This window comes from Pseudomonas costantinii (assembly GCF_001870435.1).
Taxonomy (GTDB): domain Bacteria; phylum Pseudomonadota; class Gammaproteobacteria; order Pseudomonadales; family Pseudomonadaceae; genus Aquipseudomonas; species Aquipseudomonas costantinii.
The window spans coordinates 238,764-253,699 of sequence record NZ_MDDR01000039.1 but is presented as its reverse complement, the minus strand read 5'-3'; the positions used below and the strand labels follow the sequence as shown (position 1 = coordinate 253,699).

General features: G+C 60.2%; 13 protein-coding genes and 1 pseudogene. 7 read left to right on the top strand and 7 right to left on the bottom strand.

Translation table 11 applies throughout. The annotated features are described in order from the left end of the window. Nucleotides 1-51: 51 nt before the first annotated feature. Nucleotides 52-780, top strand: a complete 729-nt coding sequence (locus BFL40_RS25010) for a dienelactone hydrolase family protein (RefSeq protein WP_071486434.1) — start codon at nucleotides 52-54, stop codon at nucleotides 778-780. A gap of 98 nt (nucleotides 781-878) precedes the next feature. Here the strand turns inward: BFL40_RS25010 and BFL40_RS25005 are convergent, their stop codons facing one another. Together BFL40_RS25005 and BFL40_RS25000 are read right to left on the bottom strand one after the other, a co-directional pair. Next, nucleotides 879-1,745 (bottom strand): pirin family protein, encoded by an 867-nt coding sequence (locus tag BFL40_RS25005; RefSeq protein ID WP_071486433.1) that lies wholly within the window; start codon nucleotides 1,743-1,745, stop codon nucleotides 879-881. 64 nt (nucleotides 1,746-1,809) lie between these two features. After that, nucleotides 1,810-2,226, bottom strand: a complete 417-nt coding sequence (locus BFL40_RS25000; RefSeq protein WP_071486432.1) for an OsmC family protein — start codon at nucleotides 2,224-2,226, stop codon at nucleotides 1,810-1,812. A 208-nt stretch (nucleotides 2,227-2,434) separates the two neighbouring features. Here BFL40_RS25000 and BFL40_RS34670 point away from each other — a divergent pair. Both BFL40_RS34670 and BFL40_RS34665 read left to right on the top strand, forming a co-directional pair. Next, nucleotides 2,435-3,205 (top strand): annotated as a pseudogene (locus tag BFL40_RS34670) (MCP four helix bundle domain-containing protein); the annotation flags it as partial. Beyond that, a complete protein-coding gene (locus tag BFL40_RS34665) occupies nucleotides 3,197-4,060 on the top strand; it encodes a methyl-accepting chemotaxis protein (RefSeq protein WP_408003972.1) in 864 nt (287 codons plus the stop codon). The pseudogene BFL40_RS34670 and the gene BFL40_RS34665, both read left to right, overlap by 9 nt. A gap of 126 nt (nucleotides 4,061-4,186) precedes the next feature. Here BFL40_RS34665 and fabB read toward each other — a convergent pair whose 3' ends face one another. The 5 genes from fabB to BFL40_RS24970 form a co-directional block, all read right to left on the bottom strand. Then, a complete protein-coding gene (gene fabB / locus BFL40_RS24990; protein ID WP_071486430.1) occupies nucleotides 4,187-5,407 on the bottom strand; it encodes a beta-ketoacyl-ACP synthase I in 1,221 nt (406 codons plus the stop codon). An 11-nt stretch (nucleotides 5,408-5,418) separates the two neighbouring features. Next, nucleotides 5,419-5,934 (bottom strand): 3-hydroxyacyl-[acyl-carrier-protein] dehydratase FabA, encoded by a 516-nt coding sequence (gene fabA / locus BFL40_RS24985; protein WP_071486429.1) that lies wholly within the window; start codon nucleotides 5,932-5,934, stop codon nucleotides 5,419-5,421. 249 nt (nucleotides 5,935-6,183) lie between these two features. Next, nucleotides 6,184-8,085 (bottom strand): ATP-binding protein, encoded by a 1,902-nt coding sequence (locus BFL40_RS24980; RefSeq protein ID WP_071486428.1) that lies wholly within the window; start codon nucleotides 8,083-8,085, stop codon nucleotides 6,184-6,186. Next, complete coding sequence (locus BFL40_RS24975) at nucleotides 8,082-9,011, bottom strand: ABC transporter substrate-binding protein (protein ID WP_071486427.1); 930 nt, start codon at nucleotides 9,009-9,011, stop codon at nucleotides 8,082-8,084. Before BFL40_RS24975 ends, BFL40_RS24980 begins: the two co-directional genes overlap by 4 nt. Before the next feature lies 1 nt (nucleotide 9,012). After that, on the bottom strand, nucleotides 9,013-11,145 hold the full coding sequence (locus BFL40_RS24970) for a TonB-dependent receptor plug domain-containing protein (RefSeq protein ID WP_328587038.1): 2,133 nt from the start codon (nucleotides 11,143-11,145) through the stop codon (nucleotides 9,013-9,015). A 195-nt stretch (nucleotides 11,146-11,340) separates the two neighbouring features. On the opposite strand from BFL40_RS24970, the gene BFL40_RS24965 reads away from it, so the two are divergent. The 4 genes from BFL40_RS24965 to BFL40_RS24950 all read left to right on the top strand — a co-directional run bounded on the left by BFL40_RS24965 (nucleotide 11,341) and on the right by BFL40_RS24950 (nucleotide 14,911). Continuing rightward, nucleotides 11,341-12,366, top strand: a complete 1,026-nt coding sequence (locus BFL40_RS24965; RefSeq protein WP_071486426.1) for an NAD(P)H-dependent glycerol-3-phosphate dehydrogenase — start codon at nucleotides 11,341-11,343, stop codon at nucleotides 12,364-12,366. 10 nt (nucleotides 12,367-12,376) lie between these two features. Beyond that, nucleotides 12,377-12,724 (top strand): DUF4389 domain-containing protein, encoded by a 348-nt coding sequence (locus tag BFL40_RS24960; protein WP_071486425.1) that lies wholly within the window; start codon nucleotides 12,377-12,379, stop codon nucleotides 12,722-12,724. Then, nucleotides 12,721-13,170, top strand: a complete 450-nt coding sequence (sixA, locus tag BFL40_RS24955) for a phosphohistidine phosphatase SixA (protein WP_071486424.1) — start codon at nucleotides 12,721-12,723, stop codon at nucleotides 13,168-13,170. The genes BFL40_RS24960 and sixA overlap by 4 nt, the downstream gene beginning before the upstream one ends. 85 nt (nucleotides 13,171-13,255) lie before the next feature. After that, a complete protein-coding gene (locus BFL40_RS24950) occupies nucleotides 13,256-14,911 on the top strand; it encodes an AMP-binding protein (RefSeq protein ID WP_071486423.1) in 1,656 nt (551 codons plus the stop codon). Nucleotides 14,912-14,936 lie beyond the last annotated feature (25 nt).

The window sequence follows — 14,936 nt, the reverse complement described above, 5'->3', positions numbered from 1 at the left end:
ACCCGCTTCGGCGGGTTTTTTCGTTCTAGTGCACCTCAACTGGAGTAAATGATGAGCCAAGTCACTGTGCGTTCCGTGGTCTATCAGATTGATGGCCAGTCTTATGAGAGCCGCCTGGCGTTCGATGCCAGCCATAAGGGGCCGCTGCCGGGCCTGCTGATGGCGCCGAACTGGATGGGTGTGAGTGCGGGTGCCGAAGAGATCGCAAAAAGCGTAGCCAGCAAGGGCTACGTGGTGCTGATCGCCGACTTGTACGGGCAAACCGTGCGCCCCTCGAACGGCGATGAAGCCGGTGCTGCAATGATGCCGTTGAAGAATGACAATCCATTGCTGCTCAAGCGTATGCAGGCCGCTTTTGAGCAACTGCAAGGCCAAGCCGAAGCCGCAGTTGATACCTCGAAACTGGCGACGTTCGGCTTCTGCTTTGGCGGTTTCTGCTCGCTGGAGCTTGCGCGTACCGGTGCATCGTTGAAAGCTGCCGTATCGTTCCACGGCACTATCGACACTCAGAACCCGGCGGGCGCTAAGAACATCAAGGGTTCAGTGCTGGTGCTGCACGGTGCTTCCGACCCATTGGTGCCAAAAGAGCAACTGCCGGCGTTTGAGGCAGAAATGAACGCGGCGGGTGTGGATTGGCAACTGCTGAGCTACGGCGGTGCGGTTCACTCCTTCACCGACCCACATGCCAATGTGCCGGGCAAGATGATGTATGACGCGAAGACCGCGAAGCGGGCCTTCCAATCGATGCATAACTTGTTGGATGAAGTGTTCAAGGGCTGATTCTTCAGCACTTGTTCTGGCCTCATCGCAGGCAAGCCAGCTCACACATTTTGGATTATGCATACATTCAAAATGTGGGGCGGGCTTGCTCGCGAAGACTATCTAACCGGCAACTCAATTCTCTCAGACTCTCCCGGCACCGTAGGCCAATCCCCGGCCGCCCACCGCTGCCGCGCCTGTTCGATTATCGCCGGATCGCTTGCCACAAAATTCCAGTTGATCCGCCGTGGTCCATCCAGGGGCGCGCCACCAAGCACCACCAAGTGGCAATCGGTCTCGGCAAACAGTGCCATGCTCTCGCCGGCGGGCAACACCACCAGGCTGTTAACCTCCAGCGCTTCGCCCTCCAGTTGTGCCTCACCGTTCAGCACGTACACGGCCCGTTCCTCATGCTCGTCGGGGATCAGCAGGGTTGTGGCCGTCTGCATCCGCACTTCGGCATACAGCGTGGGCGACAGCACCGGTACTGGCGATTTGAGGCAGAAACCGCTGCCTGCGATCAGGCGAATCTGTACGCCAAGATTGTCACTGACCGGCAGGCTCGCCGCTGGGTGATGGCTGTAATACCCCGGCCCGGTCTCGTGGTCTTTGGGCGAGGCCAGCCAGACTTGCAGGCCATGCAGGCTGAACCCCTTGGCCTTGAGTGCCTCAGGCGTGCGCTCGACGTGTGCAATTGCACTGCCGGCGGTCATCCAGCTGACATCCCCGGCTTCTACCACCTGATCTGAACCCAGGCTGTCCTTGTGCTGCAAGGCCCCTTCAAACAGGTAGGTGAGTGTGGACAGCCCGATATGCGGGTGTTGGCGGATATTCATGCCTGTACCCTGCGCATAGCGGGTGAGCAGCATATGGTCGAAAAACACAAAGGGCCCGACGCTGCGGCATTCGCGTGACGGCAGTGGACGCAGGATCGGCTGGCCTTCGACATCTTCGGGGCGAGGGCGGATCACGGTGAGGGTGGTCATGGTGCGTCCCTGTCTGAGCGGGTTGGATGGCGCTGAGCATAACCCGCTCGACGGGAAGTTGGTGCTATTGGCTGAAGGCGCCTTCCGATAGTTTGGTCTCGATGGTGACTTCTGCTGTGGTCATCAACTTGTGTACCGGGCAACGATCGGCCACACGGTGCAGTTCCTCGCGCTGCGCATCGGTGAGTACGCCCTTGAGGGTCAACTTCACGTTGAGCTTGTACTTGCCCTTTTGCTCCTCGGTGCTGTCGTGGGTGACCTCCACCGTCACGCCGGTGAGGGGGATCTCTTTCTTCTGGGCGTAGAGCTTGACGGTCAGGGCCTTGCACGACGCCAGGGCAGCGTCGAAATAGTCGTGGGGGGAGGGCGCCGAGTCGTCGCCGCCCAGGCTCTTGGGCAGGTCGGTGAACAGTTCGTGGTTGTTGATATTCACGCTATGGCGAAAGTTGTCGTGGTTCAGGGTGTTGACGGTAACAGGCATGGCAAACCTCGCAAGGGGGGCAGGATGAAGGTCATGAAGTTATAGAACATGCGGGCACTTGGGTGTTCCGCATTTTTTCCATAACGGCTCGCGCGATTGTGGTGCACGTTGATATCGCGTTTTCGTCTTACGCAATTTCTGTAAATCGCCGATACCTTTCAGGAGACCTGCTGCAGGTGGATGCAGCGCATTTGGAAGGAATCCAGGCATGAGTATCCGTAGTCTGAATATCGCCCCCCGCGCCGGTTTGGGCTTTGGCGTGCTGGCGTTGATGGTGTTCGCCTTGGGTGGCTTCGCCCTGTTGCAGATGGCCAATATGCGCCAACAATCGGACCAGGTGGAGAACAACTGGCTGCCCAGCGTGATGGCGGTGGGGGAGATGAGCCAGGACCTATTGCGGGTTCGCGCGCTGACCCTGCGCTTGCTGGTCAACCGTGACCCGCAGGCGTTGGCGCAGAATGAGCAGAAGCTTACGCAGCTCAAAGGTGGCCTGCATCACGCGCAAACCCTCTACGAAGCGCTGATCGTCCTGCCTGAAGAACGCACGCTGTTTGACCGCTTCAAAGCCCAAGAACAGCAATACCTGCAGCGCCAGGAGCAGGTCATGGGCTTTTCCAAGGCCAATCAGTTAGATGAGGCGATCAAGGTGGTCAACGGCGAGATGAATCAACTCGCCGATGACATGGCTGGTACCCTTCATGATCTGGTCGGGTTAAACAAAGACAATGCCAACCTTGCGGCGAGCCTCGCGCAAAGGGTGTTCAGTCAGTCTCGCCTCTGGGTGATTGGAATGATTGTGGTCACCGCGTTGATTACCGTCGGGTTGGCGGTGTGGCTGACCCGCAGCATCGTATTGCCGCTGGCCCAGTCATTAAAAGTGGCTCAGGGTGTGGCCAGTGGCGATCTGACCGGTGAGATCAGCATCAGTGGCAATGATGAGCCGGCGCGCTTGCAGCAGGCGCTCAAGGGCATGCAGGAGAACTTGCGGGAGACCATACGGCGTATCGCCGAGTCCTCGAACCAATTGGCGTCGGCTTCCGAAGAGCTCAGTTGCGTCACTGAAGACGCGACTCGTGGCTTGCACCAACAGAATCAGGAAATTGAACAGGCTGCCACGGCCGTCAACCAGATGACGGCAGCGGTGGAAGAAGTGGCAAGCAATGCCGTGGCCACGTCTCAGGCGTCACGCGAGTCCGACCGCATTGCGCAGCAGGGGCGTGAGCAGGTGCAGCAGACGGTGGTGTCGATTGAGGCTCTGGCCACGGATGTGACCGCCAATGCGACCCAGGTCGAGGACTTGGCGCAAAAGGTTTATGGCATCAGCAAAGTACTGGACGTGATTCGCTCGATTGCCGAGCAGACCAACCTATTGGCGCTGAACGCGGCGATTGAAGCCGCGCGAGCCGGGAACGCCGGGCGCGGTTTTGCGGTGGTGGCGGATGAAGTGCGAGCCTTGGCCCATCGCACCCAGCAGTCGACCCAGGAAATCGAACAAATGATCACTGGGATTCAGCAGGGGACGGATCAGGCGGTCAGTTCGATGCAGCAGAGCAACATCCGAGCACGGTCCACCTTGGATATCGCCAAGTCGGCAGGTACCGCGCTGGAGGAGATTGCGTCGGCATTTACCCTGATCAATGAGCGAAACCTGGTGATTGCCAGCGCGTCGGAACAGCAGGCCGCAGTGGCGCGGGAAGTGGATCGCAACCTGATGAATATCCGCGACCTGGCGCATCAGACGTCGACCGGGGCGAATCAGACCAGTGCGGCGAGCCAGGAGTTGTCGCGGTTGGCGGTGGACCTGAATACGATGGTGGCGCGGTTTTCGGTGTAGGGCTTTTAGCGCCCAGTTGACCCCTTCGCGGGCTTGCTCGCGAAGCAGGCGGCGCGGTCTCAAATCAGTCACCCAATAAAAAGCCCCGAACCAGTCGGGGCTTTTTATTGGATCAAGCTACAGGGCTTACTTACCCTGCCAGCGTTTCAGTACCAGGGTAGCGTTAGTGCCGCCGAAGCCGAAGCTGTTGCTCATCACAGTGTCGATTTTTGCGTTTTCAACGGTCTTGGTCAGGATCGGCATATCGGCGACGGCCGGGTCGATCTCTTCGATGTTGGCCGAACCAGCCATGAAGTTGCCTTCCATCATCAGCAGGCAGTAGATCGCTTCGTGAACGCCGGCGGCGCCCAGGGAGTGACCGGACAGGCTCTTGGTGGAGCTGATGGCCGGAGCCTTGTCGCCGAATACCGCACGCACACCTTCCATTTCCTTGGCGTCGCCGACCGGAGTCGAAGTGCCGTGGGTGTTCAGGTAGTCGATTGGGGTATCAACGGTGGACATTGCCATCTGCATGCAACGGATGGCGCCTTCACCGCTTGGCGCAACCATGTCGTAGCCGTCGGAAGTCGCACCGTAGCCGACGATTTCCGCGTAGATCTTGGCGCCACGGGCCAGAGCGTGTTCCAGCTCTTCGACCACCACCATGCCGCCACCGCCGGCGATGACGAAACCGTCACGCTTGGCGTCGTAGGCGCGGGAGGCCTTTTCCGGGGTTTCATTGTATTGAGTGGACAGGGCGCCCATGGCGTCGAACAGGAACGACTGGCTCCAATGCTCTTCTTCACCGCCGCCGGCGAATACGATGTCCTGCTTGCCCAGTTGGATCTGCTCAACGGCAGTACCGATGCAGTGAGCACTGGTGGCGCATGCGGAGGAGATCGAGTAGTTCACGCCCTTGATCTGGAATGGCGTGGCCAGGCAGGCGGAAACGGTGCTGCCCATGGTCCGCGTTACACGGTACGGGCCAACGCGTTTCACGCCTTTTTCGCGCAGGATGTCCAGCGCTTCCATTTGGTTGAGGGTCGATGCGCCGCCGGAGCCGGCGATCAGGCCGGTACGTACGTTCGATACCTGGTCTTCGCTCAGGCCGGAGTCGGCGATTGCGTCTTTCATGGCCAGGTAGGCGTAGGCGGCTGCGTGGCCGACGAAGCGGTAGATCTTGCGATCAATCAGTTCTTCGAGGGGCAGGTCGATGGAGCCGGAAACCTGGCTACGCAGACCCATTTCGGCATATTCCGGGTTGAAGCGGATGCCAGGGCGACTTGCACGCAGGTTAGCGGTGACGGTCTCTTTGTCATTGCCCAGGCAAGAAACAATGCCCAGACCAGTGATAACGACGCGGCGCATGCGGATAACCCTTAAAAGTTGTCAGTGGAAGTGAATACGCCGACCCGAAGGCCTTCGGCAGTATAGATCTCGCGACCGTCGACAGACACCGAACCATCGGCAATAGCCAGGTTCAGCTTGCCCTTGAGGACGCGCTTGATTTGAATGTTGTAGGTGACTTTCTTGGCGGTCGGCAGGACCTGGCCAAAGAACTTCACTTCGCCCGAACCCAGGGCGCGACCGCGGCCCGGCAGGCCTTGCCAGCCCAGGTAGAAACCGACCAGTTGCCACATGGCGTCGAGGCCCAGGCAACCTGGCATTACCGGATCACCTTCGAAATGGCAGGCGAAGAACCAGAGGTCCGGAGTGATATCCAGCTCGGCGACCAATTCACCTTTGCCGTACTTGCCACCCTCTTCGCTGATATGGGTGATGCGATCCACCATCAGCATGTTCGGGGCGGGCAGTTGCGCGTTACCTGGGCCGAACAGCTCACCGCGACTGCAGCGCAGCAGGTCTTCCCGAGTAAAGGCGTTTTGTTTGGTCATGCGAGCTCCTCAATAATCCCATGCGGCAGGGTAGGGTAAATCTTCCCGAACCGAATGAAGCGTTCATGCCTCATGTCGGCAGCCTACACATAGACTATTGCGTTGTAGTGAAAGTCACAGCGTCAAGGCACTGAATGTACACTTGTTCACTGAAATTTTAAACCGGGCCTGTTTATGGGTCCGTTCGGGTGCCTAAGACTGCCGCACTTTCGTCTTTCACGCCAGTCGCAGTTGGTTGATGGCGCCGCGCTATTGCACCCAGCGCTGCAGGATTTGCTGCAAATCCGTGCGTTTGAACGGCTTGGCCAGGTAATCGTTCATTCCGGCCGCCAGGCACGCTTCGCGATCCCCCTGCAACGCGTTGGCGGTCAGGGCGATGATCGGCAGATCGGCGCAACCGGGCAATTGGCGAATCTGCCTCGTGGCTTCGTAGCCGTCGACCAACGGTAAGCGACAGTCCATCAGGATCGCGGTGAAAATCAGGCTCTCGGCACTGCGGATCGCCTCGGCGCCATCAGTGGCCAGGCTCACCTCGAAGCCCAGGCTGCGCAGCATGGCTTCGACCACGGTGCGGTTGACTGGGTTGTCCTCCACCAGCAATACATGGCGGCCATCGCCGGCCCCGGTTTTACCTCCGGCGTCCGGGGCAATCGCCGGCAGGCTTTGCTGGTCGATAGCCAAGGGGATTTCCAGGGTAAATACCGACCCGCGGCCTTCTTCGCTCTGGGCGCGCAGCGTGCCGCCCATGCGTTCGGCCAACGTACGGGCGATGGGCAGGCCCAGGCCGGTGCCGCCGTAACGTCTCGAAATGGAACTATCGGCCTGCTGGAACGCATCGAACATCAATTCCAGGCGCTCGGCGGAAATGCCGATGCCGCTGTCGCGCACGGTGCAGGTGAACCACACCAGTTCATGATCAAGGGTTTGCCAATGAGGTTCGACGGTGACGGTGCCCTGCTCGGTGAATTTCAACGCGTTGCCGATCAGGTTCACCAGGATCTGTCGGATACGCGTCGGGTCGCCCTTTACTCGCAGGCAATCCATGCCGACTGGAATCGGCAGTTCCAGCGCCAGTCCACGTTGCTGGGCGCTGTGCTGGAAAGCCTGGGCGCAACTGCTGATCAAGTCCGCCAGGTTGAATGAAATATGTTCCAGTTCCAGCGCAGCGCGTTCGATGCGCGAGAAGTCGAGGATGTCGTTGATCACTTTGAGCAAATGCTCGGTGGATTCGGAGGCCAGCGCCGCGTACTCGGTCTGCTCCTCGGTCATCTCGGTGGTTTCCAGCAATTGCAGCATGCCCAGCACGCCGTTCATTGGCGTGCGCAGTTCGTGGCTCATCATTGCCAGGAAGTCCGACTTGGCATTGTTCGCCCGTTCGGCTTCTTCGCGGGTCTGGATCAACTGAGCCATAGCCTGGTGCTGTTCGCGGCTGGCTTGGTTCAGACCCTCTGCCAGGTTGTTGATATGCCGTGACAGGTCGCCCAGCTCCGAGTCATCGACAATCGGCAGCGGCGTCTTGTAGTCACCTTGCTGGATGGCCTTGACCGCATGGCCCATGGCGCTGATCGGCTGCGACAGGCTCGCCGCCAGGCGCCGTGCCAGCAGGAAGGTAAACAATAGAGCGAACAGTGCCAGGATACCGGCCTTGAACAGGATCTCTTGCTGGCGTTGGCTGAACGCATCGTTGGACATGCCGACGATCACTCGACCCAAGTAGTCCGCGCGGGGGGCCTTGGGTTCGTTGAGGTTATCCTGGAAAAAATCATTGCCCAACTGGATATGTTGCAGGCGGATCGGCGCCTGGAACACTTTCACCGACAGCGAGCGATCATGCTTTTCCGACGGCTGTTCGACGTACACCAGGATATTTTCGGCGCTGTCCTGAATTTCCAGGAAACGCACGTGGGGCGTGGCCAGGGTCGCACGTAGCAGGCTGTCGAGTACGTCGTTGTTGCCGGAAATCACTCCGTATTCGGTGGCGGGGGCCAGTTGGTTGGCGATCAGTTGGCCGGTATGGTCCAGTTCCTGGCGCAAGTCCTGAATACGCACGAAGGTAAAGAAGCTGATCAACAGCATGGTCAGCAACAGCGCCGGGCCCAGGGTTATGAGCTGGGTGCGAGTGTTGATGTCCCAACGACGACGCAAGGTCATGGGCGTTTTTCTCCTTCGGCCAATCGGGCGGCGACGGCGATTTCGTCAACCTGTTCGATCCCCAGTGAGCGCGCAACTTGCGGGTTGCCCACGACTTTGAAGTGTTCCGGGTATAAAGAGCGCGGCCAACTGGCGGGTGAGTGATCCAGCAGCCGGTCGAGTACATTGAGCCAATCGGTCTGGTCGCTGTAAGTGCTGGCCAGACTGCCGGCCTTGACGAACCCGGCATTGGGGCCCACCAGCGGCAGTTGCTGGGCGTAGCTGCTCAGCAACAGGTTCTTCACGGTTTTCGGGTTGTACAGCCGTGGGTCGTCCAGGCCGAGCAGCACGTCACTGTTCTTGAACAGGCTTTGCAGCGGGCGGCTGTCATTCGTGTTGTCCCAGAGCTGCGGCACGATCTCCAGGCCCAAAGGTGCGGCGTATTGGGCCAGTTCGCGGAGCAGGAATTCACTGTCGCCCCCGTACAGCACGCCGATGCGCCGGGCCTGGGGCAGGATGCTGGTAATCAGGTTTAACTGACGTGCAAGCGGCGGGTCGCTCCATAACAGGCTGATATGGGCCGGATGAGTCGTGCCAAGGCGCTGGCGGGCTTGCAGGCGACTGATGCGCAGTACCAGGGTCGGTGGGCCCTGGGCATCCTGCAGGCGCCAGTCGAGACCTGGCAAGTCCAGCAGGATCAAGCGGGTGTCGGCGGGCAGTAGGCTCGGTGCCGGCAGGTCTTTGAGCGGGGTGAACGTCACGTGATCTTCGGGGCGCTGCCGGGCCAGGGCCTGGGCAAAGGCTTGTACGCCGGCACCGTCTTCGGCGGCAGTCAGCAGGATGTCGGCACTCCACGCCGGTGCGGTCAGCAGCAGGCACACCAACAGCAAGCCGCGCCGCCAGAGTCGTGAAACCAACAGGAGGGTCATCCGTGACTGATCGCCCATGTCAGAACTCTAACTCCGCGCTGAAGTAGAGTACGTGGCGACTGTCATAATTATTGTCGGCCCAGGTGGTGGGCTGGTTATCGAGGCGTTGTTGCAACATGCCGGCCAGCTCCACGTTGGCTTTGCCCAGGGCAATGCGCTTGGCTACCCGCAGGTCGACCCGTTCGAAGCGATATCGGTTGAGCGCGTCGTCGCCATAGTAGAAAAACGCGCTGGACCAACCATGGCCCCATTCACGCAGCCAGCCGGCCGAGCCGCTGTTGCGCGCGGTTTGCGCCTTGTCCTTGGGGTTGCTGGCGGTGGCGTCGACGTAAGCATAGGTCAGCCGCAGGCGGTCGGCGTTGCTCATGCGCCAGTCGAATTGCGATTCGGCGCCGGTAAATCGTGAGCTGTTGGCGTTGCTCGCAATGTATTGGTTATTGCGCAGCGGCGAGCTGATCATGTCGGTGATTTCGTCGTAGAACAGTTTCACGTCGACATTCAGCCCGAGGTCGGCAAAGAAACCGTTGTAGCCCAGCTCTCGTGAACGCATCAACTCTTTGTCGAGGTTGCCCGGGCCACGCGTCACCACAAAATATTGCCCGGAGTTTTGTCCATAGGCGGGAGAGCTGAGGTTGGTGACGCGATAGCTCCAGTTGACGTTGTTCTCGAACATGTCCGGCGAGCGAATAGCTTCGGAGTACACCGCCCGCAGGCCGTGGCGCGGGTTGATCAGGTAGTTGACCGCCACCCGTGGTGTCAGCGAGTTGCCGCTCAAGTGGGTGTCTTCGTACATCGCGCCGCCTTGCAGCAGCCAGTGTTCGCTGGCACGCCATTCCAGATGGCCGAACAGGCGCCAGGTGGTGTCGTCGAGGGTGCCATTGAAGTAGGTGTCGGAATCGGCGCGGTCATAGCGGTAATTCATACCGCTGACCAGGCGCAAACTGTCGGACAGGCTGAGGGTGTCCTGGATCTCCAGGTCGTAGCGACTTTCACGGGTGCTCTGGTCGATATCGCCGCACACGCTTTGGTTGGCGCCTTTGCGCCACTGATCCAGTACCTGGTTGCCCAGCGCTTGTTCTGCGTCGCTGCCGGGCGGGGCAGTACCCTTGCTGAAGGTGTCCATGTGCCGGGCCAGCAGTTCGGCATAGGTGGGGTTGAGCTGCCACAGTCGGGTCAATTCCGGGCTGAACGCGACCTTGGCGTCGCAGGCCTGCCAGATCTGCCGACGGTCCCATTGCTGGGCTGAACCCTGGATATACAAGCTGTGTTCGGGGTTGAGTTCCAAGTTCCAGCGCAAGGAACCGGCATAGTCCTTGGCGGTGACGTCGGAATTGGTACCGCCTTCGGTAATCCCGTCAAATACTGGCGTGTAGGTATAAGGGCGCTGATTGCTGCCTTCCTTGGCGTCCAATTGCCAATCGATGCTTTGTTGCGCGTTCAGCGTCTGGCTCACTGCCAGGCTGAAACGGCTGAGGCGGCGGCTGTCACGGCGGTCGGCACCGAGCGCATCACTGTCAAAACCATCGTCCTGTTGCCCGGACAGGGACAGGCGCAAGTCGCCGGTCTCCCAGCCCACACCCTGGCTGGCATAGAAGTCGTTGATCCCGCGTTCACCGCGGATGACTTTGACCCGTGTGCCGTGGCTGTTGCCCGGTGAACGGGTGAGGATGTTGACCACGGCCATCAACGCATTGGCGCCGTAGCTGACCGTGTTGGGGCCACGAAACACCTCGATACGCTCGATGTCCTCCATGGCCACCGGAATGTCACTCCAGTCCACGGTCGCCAGGCCTGCGCGGTACACCGAGCGCCCATCGATCAACACCTGCATGCGCCGTGCATCACTGGCGCTGGTGCCATGGTAGTTCACCGACGCCTGGTTCCCCGTGGTGTAGCCGACCATCATCCCCGGCACCAGCCGCAGCAACTCGGCAATATCCCGTGCGCCGCTGGCCTTGATCAGCTCGCGGTCGATTACCGTCATGCTGCCGGGAACGGCGGCGGCCGATTGCTTGAGGCGCGTGGCGGTCAACACTTGCGGTAGCGGTTGGCTGTCGAGGAACAGATCGTCAGCCAGCGCAGGGCTATTGCACAACGGCATGCCCAACAGCATCAACAGCAGTGATGAACGGGGAGGAGGGCCCAAATACACGGCACGGCCTTGATAATTACGGATAGCCGCCCATGTTAACTGAGGCTGGGCCATTTGCCAGTCGCCGTACTTGTAATTACTTCACACAAGCGTGGCATTTTCCGACAAACGCATGAATTGATACGGGGGCTGGCCGCAAGCGGGTCGCCCCGTATAATGCCGCGATTGCCACTGGTATGGATTAACGGATTGCATATGACTGAGCAGCGCCCTATTGCGGTCCTGGGAGGCGGAAGTTTTGGTACCGCCGTGGCTAACCTGCTGGCCGAAAACGGCCACTCGGTGCGCCAGTGGATGCGTGATCCCGAGCAGGCCGAGGCCATTCGCGTCCATCGGGAAAACCCCCGTTACCTTAAAGGCATCAAGATTCATCCGGCGGTCGAACCGGTTACCGACTTGCTGGCCACGCTGACGGAATGTGATCTGTGCTTCGTCGCACTGCCCTCCAGTGCGTTGCGTGCGGTGCTGGCACCCCACGCCGAACGCTTGACGGGCAAACTGCTGGTCAGCCTGACCAAGGGCATCGAGGCGCACACCTTCAAGCTGATGAGCGAAATTCTCGAGGAGATCGCCCCACAGGCACGCATTGGCGTGCTGTCCGGGCCGAACCTTGCGCGGGAAGTCGCCGAGCATGCGCTGACGGCCACCGTGGTCGCCAGTGAAGATGAAGAACTGTGCGAACGCGTTCAGGCGGTGCTGCATGGCCGTACTTTCCGCGTCTACGCCAGCAGCGATCGCTTCGGCGTCGAGCTGGGCGGTGCACTGAAAAACGTCTACGCGATCATTGCTGGTATGGCCGTGGCCTTGGGCATGGGTGAAAACACCAAGAGCATGCTGATCACCCGTGCCCTGGCCGAGATGACCCGCTTTGCGGTGAACCAGGGCGCCAACCCGATGACGTTCCTGGGCCTGGCGGGTGTGGGCGATTTGATCGTCACCTGCTCGTCGCCGAAAAGCCGTAATTACCAGGTCGGTTTCGCCCTGGGCCAGGGCTTGAGCCTGGAAGACGCGGTTACGCGCTTGGGCGAAGTGGCCGAAGGCGTCAACACGCTCAAAGTGTTGAAGGCCAAGGCCCAGGAAGTCGGCGTGTATATGCCGCTGGTCGCCGGGTTGCACGCGATCCTGTTTGAAGGGCGCACCTTGAATCAGGTTATCGAGTTGCTGATGCGGGCTGAACCGAAAACCGATGTCGATTTTATTTCCACCAGTGGTTTCAACTGAGGAACGCGCCATGAATGATCCGAAAGACGCCCCTAAATACGAGTCCATCGTCCTGCGTATCCTGTGGATGCTGGTGTTTGCGCTGGTGTGGCAAGTGGCGCAGTTCCTGCTCGGCGCGCTGGTGGTGGTGCAGCTTATTTACAGGTTGATCTACGGCGCGCCAAACTTGGGCCTGATGAATTTTGGCGACAGCCTCAGCCAGTTCCTTGCGCAGATTGGCCGTTTCGGCAGTTTCCATACCGAGCAAAAGCCGTGGCCGTTCGCCGATTGGCCAACCCCGCGTGCACCGGAAGGCGAAGCTGCCCACAGCGTGCCGCCGGCGCCGCACCCGGCGCGTGATGAAGAGCCCAAACTGTGAAATTGTGGATTTTGCGTCACGGTGAGGCCGAAGGGCACGCGCGCACCGACGCCGAACGCAACCTCACCGAGCACGGCCGCGCCGAAGTATTGCGCAGTGCCGCGCACCTGATCGGCCAGCCCCTCAGCGCCATCATCGCCAGCCCTTATGTACGGGCGCAGCAAACCGCACACCTGGTACGCGATGCGTTGGGCTTTGAGCCGCAAATCCGCACGGTGCCGTGGCTGACGCCCGAGGGCAACCCACTGCAGGTGCTGGAAAAACTCGACACCGATGACAACGTGCTGCTGGTCAGTCACCAGCCCTTGGTGGGCAGCCTGATCAGCTTTTTGCAGCACGGCCATTTGCGTCAGCCGCAACCTATGCACACCGCCAGCCTGGCGGAGCTTGAGGGAGATTTCCCGCTGGCAGGGCTGATGAGCTTGGTTAGCGTAAAAAATCCGTAGGCGTGATCGCTGCTTTGTGTGTGCTATATAGTCAACCAAGCAAGTGCTTGGTTGGCTATCATCGGATCACAAAGGAGCGCGTCCCATGCCTGTCGCTTTTCGTTTGCCGTTGCAGGTCTTCTACGAACGTGAAGCGCGGCACCCGCGCAAACCCTTTCTTGTGCAGCCCATTGGCGGGGGCAATGTGCAGACCCTCACTTGGGGCGATGTAGGTCACCAGGCCCGCTGCGCTGCCCATTGGCTGCGCGCCAGGGAGTTGCCCCAGGGTTCGCACATTGCTCTGATCTCGAAGAACTGCGCGCACTGGATCATTGCGGATCTGGCGATCTGGATGGCCGGGCATGTTTCGGTACCGCTTTACCCGAACCTCACTGCCGACTCCGTCGCCCATGTGCTGACGCATTCCGAGGCGGCGCTGGTGTTGATCGGCAAGCTTGATGACTGGCCCGCCATGGCGCCGGGTATCCCGGTCGGTTTGCCGACCATCAGCCTGCCGCTGTGCCCGGCCGGTGATTTCGATTTCATCTGGGCAGATTTGCAGGCCTGCTCACCGATCCAGGACAACCCTCTGCCGACGGCCTCGAGCCTGGCCACCATCGTCTACACCTCCGGCACCACCGGCTTGCCCAAGGGCGTGATGCAAACGTTCGGCGCCCTGGGTTTTGCCGCAACACGCGGCACCGAGTTGTTCGGTCTGGGGGAGGGCGACCGGTTGCTGTCCTACTTGCCGCTGTGCCATGTGGCGGAGCGGATGTTCGTGGAGCTGGCCTCTATCTACACCGGGCAAACGGTATTTTTCGCGGAAAACCTCGACACCTTTCTGACAGACCTGCGCCGGGCGCGGCCGACGGCGCTGTTCGGTGTGCCGCGGATCTGGACCAAATTTCAGATGGGCGTGTATAGCAAGATCCCGGAAAAACGCCTGGATATGTTGCTGCGCCTACCCTTTATCGGCAAGCGCGTGGGCCATAAAGTCCTGGCGGGTTTAGGCCTGGATGCGTTGCGTATTGCACTGTCTGGCGCGGCACCGGTGCCCGAAGCCTTGCTGCGCTGGTATCAGCGCCTGGGGCTGGACGTGCTGGAGGTGTATGGCATGACCGAAAGCTGCGGTTATTCCCATGTGTGTCGCCCCGGCCAGCAGAAGCTCGGCTGGATCGGCCTGGCGTGCCCTGGCGTTGAAGTGCGTATCGATCTGTCGGGCGAGGTGCAGGTGCGCAGCGGCGCGACAATGGTCGGCTACTTCAAGGACCCGCTGAAAACCGCCGAGACCCTCACCGACGATGGCTTCCTGCGCACCGGCGACAAGGGTGAGCAGGACGCCGACGGTCGTCTGCGCCTGACCGGGCGGCTCAAGGAAATCTTCAAGACCAGCAAGGGTAAATACGTGGCCCCGGCCCCGATTGAGAACCGACTGGCCGAACATGCACGCATTGAACAGGTGTGCGTGGTCGGCGATGGTCTGACTGCTCCGATGGGTTTGTGCGTGTTGTCGGCGGTCGGCCAGGCAGATGCTCGCCCGGCTCTGCAGGGTAGCCTCGAACGCTGGCTGGAACAGGTCAACCAGGCGCTGGATAAACATGAGCGCTTGCGCCAATTGGTGGTGGTAAAAGACAGTTGGGCGGTGGAAAACGGCTTCCTGACCCCGACCTTGAAGATCAAGCGTAACGTCATCGAGTCGACTTACGGTGCACAATTTCAGGCTTGGAGCGAGCGTTCCGAATCGGTTCTATGGCAGGATTAGGATCATCATAAAACCAACAAGGACA